Origin of the sequence: Sphingomonas astaxanthinifaciens DSM 22298 (genome assembly GCF_000711715.1) — a bacterium.
GTDB classification, from domain to species: domain Bacteria; phylum Pseudomonadota; class Alphaproteobacteria; order Sphingomonadales; family Sphingomonadaceae; genus Sphingomicrobium; species Sphingomicrobium astaxanthinifaciens_A.
In genome coordinates this window covers 1641899-1658769 of record NZ_JONN01000001.1, presented here as the reverse complement: position 1 = coordinate 1658769, position 16871 = coordinate 1641899, and the positions used below count along the sequence as shown (strand labels likewise).

Below are 16871 nucleotides of genomic sequence, written 5' to 3'. Positions count from 1 at the left end.
ATGGACAAGCTCAGGACCTGCCTGTGGTTCGACAAGGGAGAGGCGAGGAAGGCGGCGGAATTCTACGCCGCGACCTTTCCCGACAGTGACGCGGGGACGGCCATGACGGCCCCGACCGATTTTCCCGGCGGCTCGGCGGGCGACGAGCTGACGGTCGATTTCACCGTCCTTGGCCGTTCCTTCATCGGCCTGAACGGCGGCCCGCAGTTCAAGCCCAATCTCGCCGTCAGCTTCATGGTGATGACCGAGACCCAGGAAGAGACGGATCGCTACTGGAATGCCATCGTCGACAACGGCGGCAGCGCAAGCGACTGCGGCTGGTGTCAGGATCGCTGGGGTTACAGCTGGCAGATCACCCCGCGCGTCCTGATGGAAGGGAACAGCCATCCCGACCCCGACGTCGCCAGGCGCGTGTTCGCGGCGATGATGACCATGCAGAAGATCGACCACGCCCGGATCGAGGCCGCGATCGCCGGAGAAGAGGTGAATGCGTAAGATCCGCGGCTGCGCCTTCGTCAGCCTCGACGGGGTGATGCAGGCCCCCGGCGGCCCGACCGAGGATCCGACCGGCGGCTTCGCTTATGGCGGCTGGCTGCCGCAATTCTTTGACGAGGGGGTGGGCGAGGCGATCGATGCCTTCTTCGCCAAGCCCTACGACCTGCTGCTCGGCCGGCGGACCTATGACATCTTCGCCGCCTACTGGCCCTATGTCGGCCAGGATCCGGCCGGGCACGGCGAATTGTTCGAACTGACGGGCAAGGACGAGGGCGAAGCTGCCGCCATGCAGATGGGCGCGGACTTCACCGCCGCCACCAAATATGTCGTGACCGGCGGCGAGCAGGACCTCCCCTGGTCGAACAGCGTCCGCGTGCGCAGCATCGGCGAGCTCGCCGCGATCAAGGCGGGCGAGGGCCCCGACCTCCTGATCCAGGGCAGCAGCACTCTCTATCCGCAGCTGATCGCCGCCGACCTTCTCGACCGCCTGACGCTGATGATCTTCCCGGCGATCCTCGGCCAGGGCAAGCGCCTGCTCGGCGATGGACCGGCGGCGCGGTCGATGCGCCTCCTCGACCAGAAGACGACCGGATCCGGAGCGATCGTCGCGACCTACGAGCCGGCGGGCGACATCGGGGCCAACTGGGCCGGTCCCGAGATCGTCAGCGAGCGCGAGGTCGCTCGCCGCGCGGCCATGGCGGAGGATCGCTGGTGAGCCTCATCCTCTACGGCCACGAATTCAGCAGCTACACCTGGAAGGCGCTGATCCCGCTCTGGGCGAACGACACGCCGTTCGAATTCCGCTCGGTCGAGCGCCACGGACCCGAATTCGCCGCGCTTGCCCCATTCGGCCAGTTTCCGCTGCTGGTCGACGACGGCCGGGTGATAGCCGAAAGCTCGATCATCATCGAGCATCTCGACCGCCATCATCCCGGCCCCAATCGCTGGATCCCTGAGGGCGACGAGGGGCTGCGCGTCCGCTTCCTCGACCGGGTCTTCGACCAGCGGATCATGGACACCGCCCAGCCCGCCGTCGCCAACGCGCTGCGGCCGCCCGAGCACAAGGACCCCTACGGCCTCGAACAGGCCATGCAGCGCCTGCGCCGCAACTACGACTGGCTCGAGGGCCAGCTCGCCGGGGACGGCTGGGCGGCGGGCGAGACCTTTACCATGGCCGATTGTGCCGCCGCGCCCGCGCTCTTCTATGCCGACTGGGTCGATCCGATCGGTCCCAACCGGCCGAAGCTCGCCGCCTATCGCGCTCGCCTGCTCGCCCATCCCGCGGTGTCACGCGCGGTCGAGCAGGCGCGGCCCTTCCGCCACTATTTTCCCCTCGGGGCGCCCGACCGCGACTGATCAGGCGAAGGCGGGCGCCGAGCGCAGCACGGCCCAGGCCTCGATCACCGCCGAGAGCTTGCTCTCCTGCGTCCGGTCGCCGCCGTTGCGATCGGGGTGGTAGCGCCGGACCAGGGTCGAATAGGCCTTGCGAACCGTCGACAGCTCGGCGTCCTCGCCGAGCCCGAGCACGCCGAGCGCCCGCCGCTCGCCCTCGGTGAAGCGGCTGACCGCGGGACCGGGCCCGCGCCCGCGCGCCGCGAACCGGCCGCTGATCGCGTCGAGCGGGTCCCTGAAGTCGCTCCAGGCCGGGGAGGGATCGGCCCCCGCCGCGCTGGCGAAGGCGCGGGTCGAGCGGTCCCAGCCGGCGATCGGCGACTGCGCGGCCTCGATCTCCTCGGTGCTCATGCCCGCGAAGAAATTGTAGCGCGCATTATGCTCGCGCACATGGTCGAGGCACAGCCACTGCCATTCGCCCGGCCCGTCGAAGGTCGGGGCGGTGAGCGGGGCCTTGAACTCGCCGGGCATGGCGCAGCCGGGAACGGCGCAATGCGCCGCGGCGCCTTCCACCCGGCCGTGGAACTTGGGGTTGCGGGAAGCCATCTATCCTGTCGTATCCGAGCCCGACTATATAGGCGCCATGAACGCGTCTTCGAAGGGGCCGGTCGCAACCGAAATCGAGGCTCGCCTCGAAAATGCCCTCGCTCCGACCCGTCTCGACCTCGTCGACGACAGCGAATCGCACCGCGGCCACGGCGGCTATCGCGGGGAGGGGGGCGAATCGCACTTCACCCTGCGGGTCGAGAGCGCGGCCTTCGCCGGGCTGAACCGGGTCCAGCGCCAGCGGCTCGTCTACAAGGCGCTGGGCGAACTCATGCACCATCAGGTCCACGCACTGGCGATGGAAACGAGGGCACCCGGAGAATGACCGCCGCGGCGCTCCTCGCCCTGGCGCTGCTCGTTCCCGTTCCCTTGTGGGGCCTGTGGCGGAGCCGCGCCGGCCGGCCCCAGCAAGAGCGCAAGGCGCGCTACCGGTCGACCATCGCGCTCGGCCTCGGCCTGCTCGTGGCGCTCGCGCTGGTGGCGTGGCGCGAGGGGCTCGGCCTCGCCGATCTCGGCCTCGACCCGCTCGATCGCACCGGCGCCTGGGCGCTCGCAGCCGCAGCCGCCCTGCTGGGCCTGCTCGCCCTCGGCCTGCGCTCGAGCAAGGCGCGGGAGAGACCCGACGAGCGCGCCACCGCGATGTTCCCGCAAAGCGCCGACGAAGTTCCACTCTTCGCGGCGACCATCCTCGTCGCCGGCATCGGCTGGGAGCTGCTCTATCGCGGCTTCCTCCTGTGGTTCCTGCCCCCGCTCACCGGTCTGTGGCCGGCGGTGGCGCTCGCCGGCCTCGCTTACGGCCTCGCCCACGGCTGGCATTCGGGCAGGCGCTTCGCCGCCAGCCTCGTCTCGGCGATGCTGTTCGCCACGGGCTACGCGCTCACCCACAGCCTGTGGTGGCTGATCCTCATCCACCTCGGCCTGCCGCTGCTCGGCTATCTCGGCTGGCGGCGGCTCCGGCCTGCACCCCCAGCCACCCCCGCGGAGGCCCTCGCATGACCAACGACGATCCCCGGTCGCTCAGCCTTGCTCCGGTCACCCACGACCTCGGCGGCTTCAAGGTCCACCGCACGCTGCCGCACAAGCAGCGCACCATGGTCGGGCCGTTCATCTTCTTCGACCAGATGGGTCCGGCGCGCCTCGGCGTGAACGAGGGCCTCGACGTGCGGCCGCACCCGCACATCAACCTCGCCACGGTCACTTATCTGTTCGAAGGCGCGATCGACCACCGCGACAGCGTCGGCTCGGTCCAGCGGATCGAGCCCGGCGCGGTCAACCTGATGACCGCCGGCAAGGGCATCTCGCACTCCGAGCGCTCCCCCGCCGACGAGCGCGCCGCCGGGCCGAAGCTCGACGGCCTCCAAACTTGGCTTGCCCTGCCGCAGGCCAAGGAAGAGCTCGATCCCGGCTTCGAGCACACCCCCGCCGACGCGTTGCCCTGGGTCGAGGGCGATGGCGTCCGTCTCAACCTCATCATGGGCGAGGCCTTCGGGGCCCGCTCGCCGGTCACCCAGCATCACCCGACCATCTATGCCGCCATCCACCTTGCGCCCGGCGCTGCCATCGAGCTCGACCGCGAGGCCGACGAGCGCGCGCTCTATCTCCTCGATGGCGACGCGGCGGTCGACGGCTTCAGCCTCGAGGCGATGCACCTCGTCCTGCTCCGACCCGGCACCCGCCCGGTGCTGCGCTCGGAGCGCGGCGCGCGCCTGATGCTTGCCGGCGGCGCGCCGATGGACGGCGAACGTCATGTCTGGTGGAATTTCGTCTCCAGCCGCCGCGACCGCATCAACGAGGCCAAGCGGGCGTGGAAGGCCGGCGAATTCGCGCTTCCCCCGCAGGACGACCACGAGTGGATCCCGCTTCCCGAGATTCCGCTGACGGTCAGCTATCCGTGAGGCTGTCGCGACGCGCTTCGACTTCGCTCAGCACCAACGAGCGTGTAGGGATCCGTTCGTCCTGAGCGGAGCGCGCTAGCGCGCAGTCGAAGGGCGCCAGTGCAATGGGACGCGCATGACCGACCTCACCTTCACCCGCCATCCGCTCGCCACCGGCGTCACCTTGAATGTCGCCACCGCCGGGCCCGAGGACGGCCCAGCGATCGTCTTCCTCCACGGCTTCCCCGAATCGCACCGCACGTGGCGGAAGCTCGTCCCGCTGCTGTCGGACAAATACCGCCTGATCATGCCCGACCAGCGCGGTTTCGCGGGGTCGGACGCGCCGCCGGACAAGGCGGATTATGCGACCGACCGGATCGTGGCGGACCTCTTCGCGCTGGTCGACCGGCTCGGCCTCGACGACTTCACCCTCGTCGGCCACGACTGGGGCGGGGCGGTCAGCTGGGCGGCGGCGCTCCGGAACGACCCGCGCCTCAAGCGGCTCGTCATCGTCAACGCGCCCCACCCGGTCATCTTCCAGAAGAGCCTGATCGAGGATTCCGACCAGCGCGCGGCCTCGCAATATATGAACGCCTTCCGCGCGCCCGGCTTCGAGGACTTCCCCGCGCGGATCGGCTGGGAGGCCTTTTTCGACAAGAGCTTCGAAGGCCATGTCGACCTCGCCTCGATCAGTCCCGAGGAAAAAGCCGACTATATCGCGGAATGGTCGCGGCCCGGCACCTTCGCGGCGATGCTCAACTGGTATCGCGGTGCGGGCGTGATCGTGCCGCAACCTGGGATCGAAGTGCCGCTTCCCGACTTCCTGCTTCGCGCCTTTCCGAGCGTGAAGGTTCCGACCCTCGTCGTCTGGGGAATGAGGGACAAGGCGCTGCTCCCGCTCCAGTTCGAGGGGCTCGACGCGCTGGTCGACGACCTGACCCTCGTCCGGGTCGAGGATGCCGGTCATTTCCTTCCGTGGGAGAAGCCGGAAGCGGTGGCCGGGCCGCTGCGGACTTTCCTCGCCAGCCATACGGGGGCATAGGCGCGCTCATCATGGCTGCTCCGAAGAAATCCCGCGCCCGCTCGGCCGCGCGCCTCAACGCCGTCCAGGCGCTCTACCAGCAGGAGATGGAGGGCACGCCCACCCCGATCCTGCTTCACGAATTCCACGCCCACCGCTTCGGCGCGACGATCGACGAGGCGACCCTCGTCGATGCCGAGATGGACTTTTTCGACGACATCGTCCGCGGCGTCACCGCCCGGGCCGAAGAGATCGACCGCACCGTCACCGAGCGGCTCGCCGACGGCTGGAAGCTCGAGCGGCTCGACCGCTCGATGCGCGCGATCCTGCGCGCCGGCACCTACGAGCTGATCGCCCGCCCCGACGTCACCGTCGGCACGGTGATCGACGAATATCTCGACGTCGCCCACGCCTTCTTCGACGAGAAGGAGGTCAAGTTCGTCAACGGCCTCCTCGACAAGGTCGCCAAGGACGTGCGCGGCTGAGCGCCGAGGCCGCGCTTCTCGCCCGCCTGCGCGGGCTGGCCGGCGACCCCGCCGCGCGCGGCCTTGCCGACGACGTCGCCCTCCTCGGCGACCTCGTCCTGACCCACGACACCATCGTCGAGGGCATCCATTATCTTAGCCAGGACCCGCCCGAGACCGTCGGCTGGAAGCTCGCCGCGGTGAACCTCTCCGACCTCGCGGCCAAAGGGGCGACCCCGGCCGGGGCTTTGCTCTCGCTCGCCATCGGCGGCACGCCCGGCTGGGAAGAGCGCTTCCTCACCGGCTTCGACGAGGCCTGCCGCGCCTTCGGCCTGCCCCTGCTCGGCGGCGACACGGTCGCGCTTCCGGCGGGCGCGCCGCGGGTTCTCGGGCTGACGGCGCTCGGCCGGGCTGGCGCGAACGTGCCCAGCCGCGCCGGGGGAGCGCCCGGCGACCGGCTGTGGGTGATCGGCACCATCGGCGACGCCGTGGCCGGGCTCGCCCAACTGAGGGACGATGAGGGGGCGAGCGGACCGCTGGTCGAGGCCTATCGCCGCCCGCAGCCCCTGCTCGCGGCCGGCCGCATCCTCGCCCCCCACGCCAGCGCGATGATGGACGTCTCGGACGGCCTGCTGCTCGACGCCCGCCGGCTGGCCGAGGCGAGCGGCTGCGGCCTTCGCCTGGACCTGTCCGGTGTTCCCCTCTCGCCCGCCTTCGTCTCGGCCCGCGGCGAGGATCGCGCGGCGCGCCTGTTCGCCGCCACGGGGGGCGACGATTACGCGCTGCTGGTCGCGCTCGACCCCGGAATTTCGCCCTTAACCCTTCTTCAACCGTCCTCGGTGACAATCGCCCCCGTCGGCGAGCTGACGAAGAACGGGGTCTTCGCGCTCGTCGACGACCTCGGCTCCGTGCCGCTTCCAGGACGCCTCGGTTATGAGCATAACTTATCCTGACCTGCGGCGGATCAGCATCGCCTTGCTGGGATTGCTGAGCGGCGGGATCACCGCCCTTCTGCTGGCCTAGACAGACCCGAATCGCCCCTTACAACCTCCGCTGCGACAAACGCAGATGGGGGAAAATCCACCAATGACACTTGTGCTCATTGCCATCGGCTGCGGCCTTTTGGCGGTGCTCTACGGCATCGTCACCAGCGCCCAGGTGCTTCGCGCACCGGCCGGAAACCAGAAGATGCAGGATATCGCCTCGGCCATCCAGGAAGGGGCGCAGGCCTATCTCGGCCGCCAGTACACCACCATCGGGATCGTCGGCGTCGTCGTCGCGATCATCATCTTCTTCACCCTCGGCGGGCTCAGCACCGCCGGCTTCCTCCTCGGCGCGATCCTCTCGGGCGTCGCCGGCTATGTCGGCATGAACATCTCGGTCCGCGCCAACGTCCGCACCGCGGAAGCCGCGCGCACTTCGCTGCAGGGCGGCCTCACCATGGCGTTCCGCTCGGGCGCCATCACTGGCATGCTCGTCGCCGGCCTCGGCCTCCTCTCGATCGCCGGCATCTACGGCTATCTGATCGGCCCCGGCGGCAAGGACCTTGCCGTTGAAGCCGACCTCCACACCATCACCCAGGCGCTGACCGCGCTCGCCTTCGGCGCCAGCCTCATCTCGATCTTCGCGCGCCTCGGCGGCGGCATTTTCACCAAGGCCGCGGACGTCGGCGCCGACCTCGTCGGCAAGGTCGAGGCCGGGATTCCCGAGGACGATCCCCGCAACCCGGCGGTGATCGCCGACAACGTCGGCGACAATGTCGGCGACTGCGCGGGCATGGCCGCCGACCTGTTCGAGACCTATGTCGTGACGATCGGCCTGACCATGGTCTCGATCGCGCTGCTGCTCCCCAATTCGCCCATGCTCGGCGCGCTGATGGCGCTTCCGCTGCTGGTCGGCGGGGTCTGCATCATCACCTCGATCATCGGCACCTACCTCGTCCGCCTCGGCCGCTCGGGCTCGATCATGGGCGCGCTCTACAAGGGCTTCTGGACCACCGCGATCCTGTCGGTCCCCGCCATCTACCTCGCCACGCAATATGCGCTCGGCGACATGAGCGCGGCGATCGGCGGCGGCATCGTCGGCCCGGTCGCCGAGCCCGGGATCATCGATCGGGTGACCGGCATGGACCTCTTCTGGTGCATGCTGATCGGCCTCGTCGTCACCGGCCTCTTGGTCTGGATCACCGAATATTACACCGGGACCAACTATCGCCCGGTCAAGTCGATCGCCAAGGCCTCGGAGACGGGTCACGGCACCAACGTCATCCAGGGCCTTGCGATCAGCCTTGAATCGACCGCGCTGCCGACGCTCGTCATCGTCATCGCGGTGGTCGCGACCTTCCAGATCGCGGGCATCATCGGGGTCGCCTTCGCCGCCACCAGCCTGCTCGCGCTGGCCGGCATGGTGGTCGCCCTCGACGCCTACGGTCCGGTCACCGACAATGCCGGCGGCATCGCCGAAATGGCGGGCCTGCCCGACGACGTCCGGACCAAGACCGACGCCCTCGACGCGGTCGGCAACACCACCAAGGCGGTGACCAAGGGCTATGCCATCGGCTCCGCCGCGCTCGCCGCGCTGGTGCTGTTCGGGGCCTACACCACCGACCTTGCGCGTTACTTCCCGAACCTGCAGGTCGATTTCACGCTCAGCAATCCGTACGTGATCGTCGGCCTGCTGCTCGGCGCGCTCCTGCCCTATCTGTTCGGCGCCTTCGGCATGACCGCGGTCGGCCGGGCGGCGGGCAGCGTGGTCGAGGACGTCCGCGAGCAGTTCCGCGCCGACAGCGGGATCATGGCCGGCACCAGCCGTCCCAACTATGCCCGCACCGTCGACATCGTCACCAAGGCGGCGATCAAGGAGATGATCATCCCCTCGCTGCTGCCGGTGCTCTCGCCGGTCGCGGTCTACTTTATCGTGACCGCGGTCGCGGGGCAGGCCCAGGGCTTCGCGGCGCTGGGCGCGATGCTCCTGGGCGTGATCGTCTCGGGCCTGTTCGTCGCCATCTCGATGACCTCGGGCGGCGGCGCGTGGGACAATGCCAAGAAGTATATCGAAGACGGTAATTACGGCGGCAAGGGGTCCGAGGCCCACAAGGCGGCGGTCACCGGCGACACCGTCGGTGATCCCTACAAGGATACCGCCGGTCCGGCCGTCAATCCGATGATCAAGATCACCAACATCGTGGCCCTGCTCCTGCTGGCGGCGCTCGCCGCCGGCTGATCGGAGCCAGTCCGAACACAGGAAGGCCCCGTCGGCACCCGCCGGCGGGGCCTTACCTTTTGGGCGGCGTTGTCGGGACTTGCCGCACCCTCTATGACAGGGGCGTGGAGGCTGCTCCCGACTATTATGCGATCCTCGGCGTCGGCGAGGATGCGGACGGTGCCGCCATCCGCATGGCCTACCGCACCCTCATGCGCCGTTACCATCCCGACGTGAACGCGACCGACGAGGCGGCGGCCAAGGCGATCGCGATCAACCAGGCCTATGCCTGCCTGTCGAGCGACGAGCGCCGCGCCGACTACGACCGCAGCCGGCGTCCGCCACGGCCCCGCTCGAACAGCCCCTACCGCCAGCGGACCACCCGGGTCCACCGACCGACCCCGAGCGCGCGCCCGACCTTCGTCGTCATGCCCGAGCCCGAGCCCGCACCCGCACGGGTCCGCGTTGCGATCCTCGGCGCCGCCCTGGCGGTCACGCTCGCGACCTTCGCCATGACCTCGGCCACCCCGCCCGCCATGACCCCCGAGGAGATTGCGGCGGCGCAGGCGGCCATGGCCAAGGCGGGCGCGGCGGCATGCGCCGGACCGGAGCGGGCAAGGGATCCGGCGTGCGGGGATGAGCCCGGAAACGGGCAGGACAAGACGACAACCGCGCGCTGAGGTGCGTCGCCCCCTAGAGAAATTCCGCCAGCACGAACGACACGTCCCGCGTCGCGCCGCCGCGCCGAACCGACAGGGTGACCGGCGTGCCGGGCCGCCCGGTGATCCGCCGCACCATCTCCGGCAGCGTGCCGCCGACCAGCCGGTCGCCCACCGCGATCCCCGCCTGTTTCGCGGGGCTGCCGGTGCCGACATCGGCAACGACGACCTCGCCGCCCTTTTCGTCGAGCCACAGGCCGGACAGGCCGTAGCGGTCGGCCAGCGCGAAGCCCGCAAGCGGCTGCAACCAGACGTCGCCGGCCTTGACGTCGGTCGAGAGGTTGAACCCGCGCAGCAGGTCGAGCCCGATCACCCCGTCGATCCTGCCGCCCGCCCCGCTATTGTCGTCGCGAAGAAGGATCACCGGCCGCTCGAAGGTCCGGCCCGCGAAGGCAATACGTTCGGACCGGACGAGGCGCCCGATCCCGCCCTGACCGCCGATGCCGCTGGTCCTGAGCGGCGCATAGGGCCGCTCGTCGGTCCACAGCCCGAGGCTTCGGGCGGCGTTGCGCGTCAGGCTGAGCCCGCTCGGCGCGCCGGTGTCGAGCAGGAAACGCAGGGTGCGGCCATTGACCTCCGCGTCGCCGAACAGGCGCGGCGACCCGTTGCGGCCGCCGCCGCCGCCGTCGATGCCCTTCGCCATGCGGATGAAGCCGCTGCGCGTCGCCCGCCCGCCCGGATAAAGGCGCCACTCGCCGGCCTCGAAATCGAGATCGCTGTCGAGCGCGGTCATCACCCCGGCGGCCAGCGCCCCCCGAACGGCCGAAAAGCCGCTGGTCATTCCCGCGAAGGCGACCGTGTCCTGGCGAAGCCCGCCGCCGAAGACGACGTTGCGGGCAAGGTAGAGCGGCAGGGTCGCGCGGCCCCCGACCCCGCTGCCGTCGACCATGCCCCGCTGTGACAGCTTCAGCGATTTGGCCAGCGCGTCATCGATGAAGCTGAGAAAACCGCCGGTATCGAGGAGGAAGGGGTAGGGCTCGGACCCGTCGATGGTGACGGCGACGATGACGCGCGAACCCACCAGCGCAATCCTGCTGACGAGGACGCCCGTGCCCTGGGCCGTGAGGACTTGCGGCGCGACCAATGCGCAGAGGCCGCTTGCCCCCAGCAATCCCAGCAATTCACGCCGCTGCATCGCTCACTCCCGGTCGCCTCGCCTCCACATCGCAGGCGATTGCGGCACGCCGGTTACAGCTTGCCGAACTCGCGTTCGTAGCCGGCCTGGTCGCCGCGGGCGAGGTACGCAGCCTGCTCGACCACGCGGTCGCGGGTCAGGCGGCCCTTGAAGGCGCCAAGATCGGCGTCGAGCGCTTCGACGTCCGAGGGGCTCATGGCGGCGATCTGCTCGAAGCGGCTGATCCCGCGCGCATTGAGCAGCGCGACGAGCTTGGGGCCGACGCCCTTCATCCGCTGGAGGTCGTCGGGCACGCCATGGCTGCCCGGCAGGTTCGAGTGGACGGGCGCACCGATCACCTGGCCGGTGACGTCGCTCGCTGCCGCCGCCAGCCCGTCGGCGAAACCCTCGCCCTCGCCGCCGCCGTCGTGGTCAGCGAGCCGGGGCTGGGGGACCGCACGCTCCTCGGTCACCGCCGCCATGTGCGGGCGCACCGGCGCGTCGCTCTTGCTCAGCGTCACGCGCTGCTTGGGCCGGCGGAAGACGATGAGCCCCGTGATCAGGCCGATCGCGACCGCGACCAGGATCATCGGCCAATAGGCATTCAGCAATTCAGTCATTCCCACTCATTCCATGCTCGGGATTGGCGCCGGCGGTGAAGCTCGGCGAGAAAGGCGATGAAGAGGCCGAGGCCATAGCCGGCCAGCGCCAGCAGGGCGGCCTCGACGAACAGGGGAATGGTCGGGATCATTGCGGCTGGCTCCGGCGGCGCTCGGCCCAGTAATCGACCACCGGGCTCGACGGGTCCCAGCGGACCTCGTTGACGCCGGGCAATTGCCCGATCTTCTCGACCAGCGCGCGGCGCTGGAAATCGTCGGCCGGCCCCTTGAGGATCAGCCGGCGGCTGCGCGGGCTCTCGTCCATCCGCGCCGTCACCTGCGGCAGCTCGTAATAATCGAGCAGGTTGCGGGCATGGGCCTCGACCTTGGCCTTGAGGTCGTCCGACGCGCCCAGCGGCCCATGATAGAGTTCGGCCACCCCGATCGAGGCAAGCGCGCCGGCCAGCAGCCCGAGCCTGCGGTTCATGGCCGCCGCTCCAGTTCGCGCCAGCCGATGTCGCGGCGATGGAAGCCGTCGGCGAAGTCGATCGCGTCGACCGCCTGATAGGCCCGCGCCCGGGCTTCGGCGAGCGTGTCGCCGAGCGCCGTCACCGCCAGCACCCGTCCGCCGACCGACAGCAGGGCACCCGACGCATGGCGCGCGGTCCCGGCATGGAAGACGGTGACGCCCGGCACCCGCTCGGCGGCCTCGATTGCGTCGATGGTCCCGCCCTTCTTCGGCGTGCCCGGATAGCCCTCGGCGGCGAGGATCACGGTCATGCTGTGCTGGTCGGAGAGCTCTGGCACGACCTCGCCCAGCCGGCCCTCGGCGACGCTCAGCAGCAAGGCGGCGAGGTCGCCCTTCAGCCGCGGCACGATCGCCTCGCATTCGGGATCGCCGAACCGGACGTTATATTCGATCAGCTTGGGGCCTTCGGCGGTCAGCATGAGCCCGGCATAAAGCAGACCCGAGAAAGGCGTTCCCGCGCGCGCCATCGCCCGCGCGGTCGGGCGCACGATTTCCTCCATCGCCCGCGCCTCGAGCTCGGGGGTCAAGACCGGGGCTGGGGAATAAGCCCCCATTCCCCCGGTATTGGGGCCGGTGTCACCCTCGCCGACGCGCTTGTGGTCCTGCGCGCTCGCCAGCGGGATCGCGGTCTCGCCATCGACCAGCGCGAACAGGCTCGCTTCCTCGCCTTCGAGGAATTCCTCGATCACCAGCGGCGCGCCGCCGGCCTCGCGGACCGCATCCTCGGCTTCGGCGCGGGTCATCGCAACCGTGACCCCCTTGCCCGCGGCCAGGCCGTCGGCCTTGACCACCACCGGCAGGCCGAAATCGTCCAATGCGGCGAGGGCGGCGTCGGTGTCGGCGATCCGCACGAAGCGCGCGGTGGGAATCCCTTCCGCGAGGCAGAGGTCCTTGGTGAACCCTTTCGAGCCCTCGAGCATCGCCGCCGCGGCATCGGGTCCGAACACCGCAATGCCCGCAGCGCGGCAGGCGTCGGCGACCCCGGCGACCAGCGGCGCTTCGGGACCGACCACGACCAGTCCGATGTTGCGCGCGACCGCACTCGCCACCACTTGGGCGGGGTCGGAAGGATCGATCGCAAGGCACTCGGCCCAGCGTGCGATCCCCGGATTGCCCGGCGCGGCGAAGAGCTCGGCGCAGCTTGGCGATTGCCTCAGCCCCCAGGCCAGCGCATCCTCGCGTCCGCCCGAGCCCAGCAGCAGGATATTGATGGAAGAGTATGACATGCCCGCCGGTCTCCTAGCGGAGGGAAGGCAAGGCGACAATTCGCCGCCGCTGTCGGTCGGCGAGCTTGCGCAGGCGGTCAAGCGGACGGTCGAGGACCGGTTCGGGCGGATCCGCGTGCGCGGCGAGATCTCGGGCTGGAAGCGGCACAGCTCGGGCCATTGCTATTTCACCCTGAAGGACGACAGCGCCTGCATCGACGCGGTCATCTGGCGCGGGCAGGCGGGCAATCTCGCCTTCCGCCCCGAGGACGGCGCCGAGGTCATCGCGACCGGCAAGATGACCACCTATCCGGGCCGCTCCAAATATCAGGTCGTGGTCGAGCGGATGGAGCTGGCCGGCGAAGGAGCGCTGATGGCGCTGCTCGAGCGGCGGCGGAAGGCGCTCGCCGCCGAGGGGCTGTTCGACGCGCAGCGCAAGCGGCCGCTGCCGTTCCTCCCCCCGCTGATCGGGGTCGTGACCTCGCCCACCGGCGCGGTCATCCGCGACATCCTTCACCGGCTCGAGGATCGCTGTCCGACCCGGGTCATCGTCTGGCCCGTCCCCGTCCAGGGCGAGGGGGCGGCGGCCAAGGTCGCCGCCGCGATCCGCGGGATGGCCGGGCTCGCCGAGGTCCCCGACCTGCTGATCGTCGCGCGCGGCGGCGGATCGATCGAGGACCTCTGGGCCTTCAACGAGGAAGAGGTCGTCCGCGCGGTCGCCGAAAGCCCGATCCCGGTGATCAGCGCGGTCGGCCACGAGACCGACACCACGCTGATCGACCATGCCGCCGACCTGCGCGCGCCGACCCCGACCGCGGCCGCCGAGCTTGCGGTGCCCGTCCGGGCCGAGCTGCTCGGCTTCCTCGACGAGCTCAATGCGCGCTCGCGCCGCTGCCTGACGCGGCGGGCCGGCGATGCCCGCGAACGGCTCACGCTCACCACCTCGCGCTGGCCCGCCGCCGACCATCTGCTGGGTCCCAAGCGCCAGAAGCTCGACGAGGTGGGCGAGCGGCTGCCCCGCGGCCTCGCCGCGCGTGCCCACAAGGCCGAGGCGGTGATGAACCTCACTGCCGCCCGGCTTCGTCCCGACCTCCTCCGCCAGAAGCTCGACCGATTGTCCGACAAGCTCGACGCGGCCGCGCGGATGCTGCCGATCGTCCATCCCGATCGCCCGCTTGGCCGGGGCTTCGTCCGGGTCACCGCCGCCGCCGACGGCCGGACCCTGACCAGATCCGCCGACGCGCTCGCCGCCGGCAGCCTCCGGCTCCACTTCGGCGACGGCGAGGTCGCGGCCCAGGCCGGCGAGGGACCGCCCCCGCCGCCGCCCGCGGCCAAGGTTGAGCGAAGCGGCCGGCGTCCCTATGTCGCCCCCCAGCCGAACCTGTTCGACTAGGCCGGCCAGCAAGCGAGACGAATGATGTTGATGCAGGGCAGCGGGCGCGAGGCGCGGATCCATTACATGGCGGGGACCTTCCGGCTCCTGAGCGAAGGCGACCATGTTCGCTGCGCCGTCACCGACGTCCGCATCCCGCTCGACCAGCTCCGCTACTGGAGCGTCGCCCGGCAGGAGCCCTATGTCGACGCCGCCGCCAGCCTGGTCGGCGAGGAGCGCGCCAGCCGGGCCTAGGCCGGCGGCATCTTCACGTCGAAGGCGACGGTCAGCCGCTCGCCGTCGGTGAAGGGCACCGTCCCGTGCCACATGGTCGAGGGGAAGAGCACCAGCCGCCCTGGCATCGGCTCGACCATGTCGAGCGGCGCAAGGTCGAGGCCCAGGCTCTCCTGCGGCGCGCCGAGCGTCAGCCAGCCGGCCTTGCCGTCCCCGCCCATGGCTTCGGGCAAGGCGACGTAGAGCGCCGAGCTGAACCACCCCTCCGGATGGACGTGATTTTCATGGTGCCCGCCCGCGGTGAGCCGCACCGACCAGCTTCCGGCGAAGCGGACCGGCGCGTCGCGGCGATGGCGAAGCAGCGGATGCGCGGGATCGCGCGGCGGCAAGGCGGCGACGTGCCGCGCCACCGCCTCCGCCAGCACCGAGCGCAGCGCCTGCACCCGCGGGTCGGCGCGCAGGAGCAGGTGGCCGTCGGTCTGGGTCCCCTGCCGGACCGACTGGTCGAGCGGCTGGCGGACCTGATTGTGGAGCCCGCGCAGGGTCTCGGCGAGCTCGCCGAGCGGCGGCAACTCGTCCTCGAGATCATAGATCCCGACCAAAGCGGGGGCCTCGAGCCAGGCGCTCCGGGGATCTCCGAGTAACCGCCAGGCGATGGAGAAATAGGGATAGAGGGCTTCGGTCCCGGCGGGCGAGGGGAGGTGGCCGTGGAGCGCCGCCACCAGTTCGGGCCGGCCCTGCCGCAGCCAGTGCCGGCAGCGGAAGATGGCGTGGCCGAGGTCGGGCAGGGGGCCGAGCGCGGCATAGAGGGCTTCGGCGCGCGCCACTTCGCCAAGCTCGGTCGCGATGGCCGCTTCGTCCCAGGCGAAGGCCAAGTCGGCGGGGAAGCGGGCGCGTGCCTCGCGGACCACGGCGGCGGCCTCGCTCCAGTGGCGGCTGTGCATCAGGGTGAACAGGCGGTGCTGCCACAGGTGCCGCGCCTCCGGTCGGCGCGCGAGTTCGGCGGCAATGCTGTGGTCGACCGGCGCGTCGCTTCCCGCTGCGGCGCCGAGGCGGCTGGCGAGCCAGTGGCCGGCCAGCCAGTCGGGAAAACGGGCGAGCCAGGGTTCGAGCGCTTCGAGCGCCGGCCCCGGGCCCTGTTCGGCGGCAATGGCGGCGATCGCGCCTTGCGCGATGGCGAGGTCGTCGGGCCCCAGCCGAAGTGCCGCCGCAAAGGCCGGTGTCGCCTCCAGCCCCGCCTCGAGCCGGCATTGTGCCAACCCTTGCGCGATCCGCCGGTCGGTCGGGGCCAGCCGCGCCGCGCGGGCCATTGCCTCGGCCGCCTCGCCGCATCGCTCGGCAGCGCGCAACGCCAACCCGAGCACCTGCCGCAAGCGCGCGTCGTCCGGCGCATGCGTCAGCGCATCGCGAAGCAGGAGGATCGCTTCCTCCTCGCGGCCCGCTTCGATCAGGGCAAGGCCGCGATCCGCCGTCATGGCCTGCATCAAACCCGCATCGCAGCGGGTCCGCAAGCGTGGGCCTAGTTGACCCGGCGGACCTTGATCCCGGGCATCCGGTCGATGCTCATCACATAGCTTCCAAGCGCGCCCTTGCGGATCACGACCTTGTTCCCGGGCCGCGGCTCGACGGCGACGGTCTTGCTGTCGATCTGGGTCCAGCGCGCCCCGCCCTGGAGGATCAGGAACAGGCCGCCGTCGCGGTTGCGGCCGACGCTCTCGATCACGCCGTCGAGCTGGGTGACCTCGTCCTTGCCGTCGTCGAGGATGTTGATCCGCGGCAGGCTCAGCCCGAACAGGGTGCGCTTGGTCGAGCGTACCGCCTCGCGGTCCATCACCACCACGTCGCGTTTGGCGATGCCCTCGGCGAGGCCCGCGCTTTCGCGGTCGAAGCAGGCGAGGCGCTGGGCGGGATCGGGGTTGGCGCGGCAGGCGAGCAAGCGGTCGAGCTGCGCCGCAGAAGCGGGCGCGGAGGCGGCGGGGGCGGCGGCAAGGGCCGAACCGGCACTTACGAAAATCATTACGGACGCAATTACCATCTTCCCGCTCGACATTGCTCGCTCCTCCCCAAACCCCTGATTAGCCGTGATTAATGGCCCGACTTCATAGC

The 16871-nt window shown here is 70.4% G+C and carries 21 protein-coding genes; 13 read left to right on the top strand and 8 right to left on the bottom strand.

The genetic code is table 11. The features are described 5' to 3' along the window. The 3 genes from BS69_RS0108585 to BS69_RS0108575 are packed head-to-tail and all read left to right on the top strand — an operon-like array spanning position 1 to position 1851. Positions 1–495 carry a VOC family protein gene (locus BS69_RS0108585; RefSeq protein ID WP_029941539.1) on the top strand — a complete coding sequence of 165 codons (495 nt, stop codon included), beginning with the start codon at positions 1–3 and terminating at the stop codon, positions 493–495. After that, the gene (locus tag BS69_RS0108580; protein WP_029941538.1) at positions 488–1210 is read left to right on the top strand and encodes a dihydrofolate reductase family protein; all 723 of its coding nucleotides are present in this window, start codon (positions 488–490) and stop codon (positions 1208–1210) included. The genes BS69_RS0108585 and BS69_RS0108580 overlap by 8 nt, the downstream gene beginning before the upstream one ends. Next, complete coding sequence (locus tag BS69_RS0108575; RefSeq protein ID WP_029941537.1) at positions 1207–1851, top strand: glutathione S-transferase family protein; 645 nt, start codon at positions 1207–1209, stop codon at positions 1849–1851. The genes BS69_RS0108580 and BS69_RS0108575 overlap by 4 nt, the downstream gene beginning before the upstream one ends. On the opposite strand, the gene BS69_RS0108570 is transcribed toward BS69_RS0108575, so the two are convergent. Beyond that, positions 1852–2433: a DnaJ domain-containing protein gene (locus BS69_RS0108570; protein WP_029941536.1), complete on the bottom strand. Its 582-nt coding sequence runs from the start codon at positions 2431–2433 to the stop codon at positions 1852–1854. 37 nt (positions 2434–2470) lie between these two features. On the opposite strand from BS69_RS0108570, the gene BS69_RS0108565 reads away from it, so the two are divergent. The 8 genes from BS69_RS0108565 to BS69_RS0108525 all read left to right on the top strand — a co-directional run bounded on the left by BS69_RS0108565 (position 2471) and on the right by BS69_RS0108525 (position 9673). Beyond that, the gene (locus tag BS69_RS0108565) at positions 2471–2758 is read left to right on the top strand and encodes a BolA family protein (RefSeq protein WP_029941535.1); all 288 of its coding nucleotides are present in this window, start codon (positions 2471–2473) and stop codon (positions 2756–2758) included. Then, the gene (locus BS69_RS0108560) at positions 2755–3429 is read left to right on the top strand and encodes a CPBP family intramembrane glutamic endopeptidase (RefSeq protein WP_029941534.1); all 675 of its coding nucleotides are present in this window, start codon (positions 2755–2757) and stop codon (positions 3427–3429) included. The genes BS69_RS0108565 and BS69_RS0108560 overlap by 4 nt, the downstream gene beginning before the upstream one ends. Beyond that, positions 3426–4328, top strand: a complete 903-nt coding sequence (locus BS69_RS0108555) for a pirin family protein (RefSeq protein WP_029941533.1) — start codon at positions 3426–3428, stop codon at positions 4326–4328. The genes BS69_RS0108560 and BS69_RS0108555 overlap by 4 nt, the downstream gene beginning before the upstream one ends. A gap of 115 nt (positions 4329–4443) precedes the next feature. Then, complete coding sequence (locus BS69_RS0108550; RefSeq protein ID WP_029941532.1) at positions 4444–5349, top strand: alpha/beta fold hydrolase; 906 nt, start codon at positions 4444–4446, stop codon at positions 5347–5349. 11 nt (positions 5350–5360) lie between these two features. Continuing rightward, positions 5361–5813: a transcription antitermination factor NusB gene (gene nusB / locus BS69_RS0108545; protein WP_029941531.1), complete on the top strand. Its 453-nt coding sequence runs from the start codon at positions 5361–5363 to the stop codon at positions 5811–5813. Next, a complete protein-coding gene (gene thiL, locus BS69_RS0108540; protein ID WP_029942007.1) occupies positions 5810–6745 on the top strand; it encodes a thiamine-phosphate kinase in 936 nt (311 codons plus the stop codon). The genes nusB and thiL overlap by 4 nt, the downstream gene beginning before the upstream one ends. A 133-nt stretch (positions 6746–6878) precedes the next feature. After that, entirely contained in the window at positions 6879–9014 is a 2136-nt protein-coding gene (locus BS69_RS0108530; RefSeq protein WP_029941530.1) for a sodium-translocating pyrophosphatase, read from the top strand. A 104-nt stretch (positions 9015–9118) separates the two neighbouring features. After that, on the top strand, positions 9119–9673 hold the full coding sequence (locus BS69_RS0108525) for a J domain-containing protein (protein WP_029941529.1): 555 nt from the start codon (positions 9119–9121) through the stop codon (positions 9671–9673). 13 nt (positions 9674–9686) lie between these two features. Here the strand turns inward: BS69_RS0108525 and BS69_RS0108520 are convergent, their stop codons facing one another. From BS69_RS0108520 to purD, 5 genes are read right to left on the bottom strand one after another with little or no spacing between them, the layout of a single operon-like run. Then, the gene (locus BS69_RS0108520; protein WP_029941528.1) at positions 9687–10847 is read right to left on the bottom strand and encodes an aspartyl protease family protein; all 1161 of its coding nucleotides are present in this window, start codon (positions 10845–10847) and stop codon (positions 9687–9689) included. A gap of 53 nt (positions 10848–10900) precedes the next feature. Further along, complete coding sequence (locus BS69_RS0108515; protein ID WP_051676648.1) at positions 10901–11446, bottom strand: hypothetical protein; 546 nt, start codon at positions 11444–11446, stop codon at positions 10901–10903. Further along, positions 11443–11577, bottom strand: coding sequence for a hypothetical protein (locus BS69_RS14655; RefSeq protein ID WP_281169703.1), 135 nt, complete (start codon positions 11575–11577; stop codon positions 11443–11445). Before BS69_RS14655 ends, BS69_RS0108515 begins: the two co-directional genes overlap by 4 nt. Continuing rightward, positions 11574–11912, bottom strand: coding sequence for a hypothetical protein (locus BS69_RS0108505; protein ID WP_029941526.1), 339 nt, complete (start codon positions 11910–11912; stop codon positions 11574–11576). The genes BS69_RS14655 and BS69_RS0108505 overlap by 4 nt, the downstream gene beginning before the upstream one ends. Next, positions 11909–13165 (bottom strand): phosphoribosylamine--glycine ligase, encoded by a 1257-nt coding sequence (purD, locus tag BS69_RS0108500; RefSeq protein ID WP_029941525.1) that lies wholly within the window; start codon positions 13163–13165, stop codon positions 11909–11911. Before purD ends, BS69_RS0108505 begins: the two co-directional genes overlap by 4 nt. A 13-nt stretch (positions 13166–13178) precedes the next feature. On the opposite strand from purD, the gene xseA reads away from it, so the two are divergent. Both xseA and BS69_RS0108490 read left to right on the top strand, forming a co-directional pair. Next, a complete protein-coding gene (gene xseA / locus BS69_RS0108495) occupies positions 13179–14552 on the top strand; it encodes an exodeoxyribonuclease VII large subunit (protein WP_245605129.1) in 1374 nt (457 codons plus the stop codon). 24 nt (positions 14553–14576) lie between these two features. Next, on the top strand, positions 14577–14786 hold the full coding sequence (locus BS69_RS0108490; protein WP_029941523.1) for a DUF2093 domain-containing protein: 210 nt from the start codon (positions 14577–14579) through the stop codon (positions 14784–14786). Here BS69_RS0108490 and BS69_RS0108485 read toward each other — a convergent pair. Continuing rightward, entirely contained in the window at positions 14783–16240 is a 1458-nt protein-coding gene (locus tag BS69_RS0108485) for a putative 2OG-Fe(II) oxygenase (RefSeq protein WP_156956977.1), read from the bottom strand. The genes BS69_RS0108490 and BS69_RS0108485 overlap by 4 nt on opposite strands. Before the next feature lie 44 nt (positions 16241–16284). Then, positions 16285–16782 (bottom strand): hypothetical protein, encoded by a 498-nt coding sequence (locus tag BS69_RS0108480; RefSeq protein ID WP_029941521.1) that lies wholly within the window; start codon positions 16780–16782, stop codon positions 16285–16287. Between the last annotated feature and the right edge of the window lie 89 nt (positions 16783–16871).

Coding starts and splice junctions, on each gene's coding strand:
- BS69_RS0108515 (WP_051676648.1), bottom strand. CDS start 11,446: ATGACTGAATTGCTGAATGCCTATTGGCCGATGATCCTGGTCGCGGTC.
- BS69_RS0108520 (WP_029941528.1), bottom strand. CDS start 10,847: ATGCAGCGGCGTGAATTGCTGGGATTGCTGGGGGCAAGCGGCCTCTGC.
- BS69_RS0108560 (WP_029941534.1), top strand. CDS start 2,755: ATGACCGCCGCGGCGCTCCTCGCCCTGGCGCTGCTCGTTCCCGTTCCC.
- BS69_RS0108565 (WP_029941535.1), top strand. CDS start 2,471: ATGAACGCGTCTTCGAAGGGGCCGGTCGCAACCGAAATCGAGGCTCGC.
- BS69_RS0108480 (WP_029941521.1), bottom strand. CDS start 16,782: ATGATTTTCGTAAGTGCCGGTTCGGCCCTTGCCGCCGCCCCCGCCGCC.
- BS69_RS0108550 (WP_029941532.1), top strand. CDS start 4,444: ATGACCGACCTCACCTTCACCCGCCATCCGCTCGCCACCGGCGTCACC.
- BS69_RS0108505 (WP_029941526.1), bottom strand. CDS start 11,912: ATGAACCGCAGGCTCGGGCTGCTGGCCGGCGCGCTTGCCTCGATCGGG.
- xseA (WP_245605129.1), top strand. CDS start 13,179: ATGCCCGCCGGTCTCCTAGCGGAGGGAAGGCAAGGCGACAATTCGCCG.
- BS69_RS14655 (WP_281169703.1), bottom strand. CDS start 11,577: ATGATCCCGACCATTCCCCTGTTCGTCGAGGCCGCCCTGCTGGCGCTG.
- BS69_RS0108585 (WP_029941539.1), top strand. CDS start 1: ATGGACAAGCTCAGGACCTGCCTGTGGTTCGACAAGGGAGAGGCGAGG.
- BS69_RS0108570 (WP_029941536.1), bottom strand. CDS start 2,433: ATGGCTTCCCGCAACCCCAAGTTCCACGGCCGGGTGGAAGGCGCCGCG.
- BS69_RS0108580 (WP_029941538.1), top strand. CDS start 488: ATGCGTAAGATCCGCGGCTGCGCCTTCGTCAGCCTCGACGGGGTGATG.
- BS69_RS0108485 (WP_156956977.1), bottom strand. CDS start 16,240: ATGACGGCGGATCGCGGCCTTGCCCTGATCGAAGCGGGCCGCGAGGAG.
- BS69_RS0108490 (WP_029941523.1), top strand. CDS start 14,577: ATGTTGATGCAGGGCAGCGGGCGCGAGGCGCGGATCCATTACATGGCG.
- BS69_RS0108530 (WP_029941530.1), top strand. CDS start 6,879: ATGACACTTGTGCTCATTGCCATCGGCTGCGGCCTTTTGGCGGTGCTC.
- nusB (WP_029941531.1), top strand. CDS start 5,361: ATGGCTGCTCCGAAGAAATCCCGCGCCCGCTCGGCCGCGCGCCTCAAC.
- BS69_RS0108555 (WP_029941533.1), top strand. CDS start 3,426: ATGACCAACGACGATCCCCGGTCGCTCAGCCTTGCTCCGGTCACCCAC.